This window comes from Bacteroidota bacterium, assembly GCA_030706565.1.
Classification (GTDB): domain Bacteria; phylum Bacteroidota; class Bacteroidia; order Bacteroidales; family JAUZOH01; genus JAUZOH01.
This window is the reverse complement of record JAUZOH010000415.1, coordinates 1-3,215: the sequence shown is the minus strand read 5'-3', so window position 1 is coordinate 3,215 and position 3,215 is coordinate 1. Positions and strand designations below refer to the sequence as shown.

Here is a 3,215-nt window from a genome sequence, read left to right as displayed (position 1 = left end):
TTTAATTTTTCAAGGCATACCGAACGTCTTTCGTAATGCTTTGACACGTATTGTTTAGAAATTGCATAATTAAATCCGAATAAATAGGAAGCTCCTTTATAGTCAATAATTCCAGGATGGTTTCCACTAGAACGCCCGTCACCATCCATAATCATACCTTTATATACCCAAGGACCGATGGGCGAATTACTCATTGCATAGCCAATACCTTCAGGGCAACAGGTTGAAGCATAAGCCATATAATAATGCCCGTTGTGTTTATAAGCCCAGGGGCCTTCCTGGTAATGAAAAGGATCCGGTTGTCCTTTTATTTTAGCAAATGAACTATCCTTTATAGGAGTTCCGTTAAAAGAGATCATATCCAGATTCAATTTAACATACCAAAGATTGGGATTGCCCCAGTAAAGATATGCCTGTCCATCATTATCTATTAACACTGTAGGATCTATGCTGTCATAACTGCCATCAATCAGGGCTTTTCCGATGGGGTCAGAAAACGGGCCATAAGGACTATCGGCCACAAGTACTCCAATTCCTCTTCCCTGCAAAGGGCAATACATATAAAATTTCCCGTTTCTTTCAATACACTGCGGCGCCCAGGCTCCATTTTCAGAACCGCCCCACCCGGATATTGCCCTGTCGGACCATTTGAAATTTGACAGAGAGGCAACAACCCCATGATCCGTCCAATTCACCATATCAGTGGAAGTATATAACAGCCAGTTTTGCATCTTAAACCCAACTGCATCGTCTTCATCATGACTGGTGTAAAGGAATACCGTATCATGATAGACCATTGGAGCCGGATCGGCGGTATATTTTGTCTGTATAATGGGATTTTGCGCTTTTGCTGAGACTATTGACATAATAACAGTGAGAGCAACAGCTATTATTCCTTTTTTCATAAAATTGCGTTTTCTATTTTATTCCTTATTCTGATACAATACTCAATTACAACACTTTATAAACTCCAATTATCACATAGGGTTCTTCGCCTTGTTTTAATTCCGGCATTTTTAAAGTTCCCAGGAATATCGCATGGTTCAGGTAGGTGTAAGGACTGTTGACAGGAGCTTCGAAATCCAAAACCGACTTACAATAAAAAGTTTTGGTTGAAGCATCAACATGAATCAAAGCCTTGTTAAGAACCTGAAATGTATATCCGTCATCAGTTTTCATGAGGTACCGGGCATTGAGTTCCGTATCTCCGTCGGGACGCACCAGTTGCCAGTCTTCACCTCCAGGTAAAATTTCGCCTTTAATTTTTGGACCGCTGAAAGTACCGCCTGTTATAGGAATTACCCTTCTTGCGCCACGCTTGCTTTCACCGACATTAATCATATTGTTTATTTTCACTTTGGCTTCCCATACAAATTCCGTTTTAAAATCTTTGTAAAAAGAATCGTTCTTTTCTGAATTTGTATTTTGGGCATTCATGTTTTGAAAAACACAAAACATGAATACCAACAGATAAATCATTTTTTTCATCATCCCGCCTTATTTTGCCCAGTTTTCGCCTTCAGGACTTCTTCTCCACTTAAAATAATTATCTAAAACCTTAAGGGATGACAGACCAGGTACTATTCCGACATGCGGTGTTTGTTGAAAATACATTACCGAAGGTTTATTTTCATTAAACACAGGCCATACCAGGCTTCCTTTTCCGCTTGGAGTGCCGTATTTAGCAAAGTTGGTCCAATAGGTTCCCATGGCTTCCGAAATTACCAGATCCGATTTAGAAGTTTGGGGATTGGAACCATCAATGTGCATAAATACGTATGCAACATCCTGTCCGTGAGGCGATCCAAAACCATACCTGGGCGATTCTTTAGGATATGCAGGGTGTTGGTCAAAATAATATAAAAAGACCTTTGACTTACCGGTTTTTGTCTGAAGACGTGCCCAGCTCCAGGTTTGCCAGCCAAAAGCAGCATCTCGGGACAGGTCGCGGGCTGTTTTAGGAACAGTATTTCCTTGTGCCGGATAAGCTTTGATCAGATCATCAGCAAATTTGCCATAACGGGCTTTAACGGCGGCAAAATAATCTTCTGGCGTTTTTTCATGCGAAAAGCTGGCCCCTTCATCAGAGTTGTACCCGATAAGTACGGGAATGTCATTGTATTTGCCGGCCTCATACAATTTATACTGATCATCCGGAATTACAAAACCGTCCACTATTGGCCAACCGCCAGGCATTCCAAATCCCAAAGGCAGTTTGTCGGCTTCAATCTTTCTTAGTTCGGCAACAGATGACACACCTGCTTTCTTCATATAGTTTTCGCCATCTATTTCAGCCTGTTTGAGAGTTTTCATATTTTCTCCAGGAAAAGTAACAGAACGGGTTGGTCCAAAAGAGCCACCGCTTTGTGAGATAGCGCCCTGAAACAAACCTTTTGCCAAGGGCGAAGCACAAAGCATACTAACAGAAATAGCACCAGCAGATTCGCCAAAAATGGTTACTTTGTTAGGATCGCCACCAAATGCGGCAATATTTTTCTTTACCCATTTCAATGCAGCTATCTGGTCGAGCAAACCATAATTTCCGGAGACATGGTCGGGGCTTTCAGAGCTCAATTCAGGATGGGCCAGGAAACCAAGCTGGCCAACGCGATAAGCTATGCTAACAAACACGACGCCTTTTTTGGCCAGTTTTTCACCGTTATAACCAGGATCCGAAGTCGATCCAAAGCTGAAACCTCCCCCGTAAATCCAGACGAGTACCGGAATATGCTCTTTTGCCGATTTAACAGGAGTCCAAACATTCAGGTATAAGCAGTCTTCGCTCTTTCCTGAAGGTGTATTTCCACCCTGAAAAGGAGCGGGAGCAAATTTGTCGGCTTGTTTTATCCCCGTCCAGCTTTGGGCAGGTTGAGGAGCTTTCCAGCGAAGATTCCCAACGGGAGGCGCAGCAAACGGAATCCCTTTGTAAACCGTTAATCCGTTTTCATAAATACCCTGTACAAGCCCTTTGTCGGTCTTAACTGGATCGGGGCGTTGGGCATTGCTGTAATTCGCGGCAATTGTTAAAAATGTAATAATTAATAATGTTAATTTTTTCATAATTAATTTACCCAAGTCAGTTAGTTAGTTAATTGATTAGATATCAACATATTTATAACTTTACAGACAGTTTCTTGCCAGTATAAGAAACCTCTTTACCAGAATTCTCGGCATTTAAACCGGCCGTTTTCCCTTTCTCAGCAAGAACAACTCGG

Annotated in this window: 3 protein-coding genes; all 3 read right to left on the bottom strand. The window is 41.9% G+C overall.

Going from position 1 to position 3,215, the window contains the following annotated elements:
- The coding region (locus tag Q8907_14940; protein ID MDP4275568.1) for a family 43 glycosylhydrolase at window positions 1–905 on the bottom strand (905 nt) is incomplete at its 3' end.
- A gap of 46 nt (window positions 906–951) precedes the next feature.
- Window positions 952–1,491, bottom strand: coding sequence for a DUF3237 domain-containing protein (locus Q8907_14935; protein MDP4275567.1), 540 nt, complete (start codon window positions 1,489–1,491; stop codon window positions 952–954).
- 6 nt (window positions 1,492–1,497) lie between these two features.
- Window positions 1,498–3,060 (bottom strand): carboxylesterase family protein, encoded by a 1,563-nt coding sequence (locus tag Q8907_14930; protein MDP4275566.1) that lies wholly within the window; start codon window positions 3,058–3,060, stop codon window positions 1,498–1,500.
- Between the last annotated feature and the right edge of the window lie 155 nt (window positions 3,061–3,215).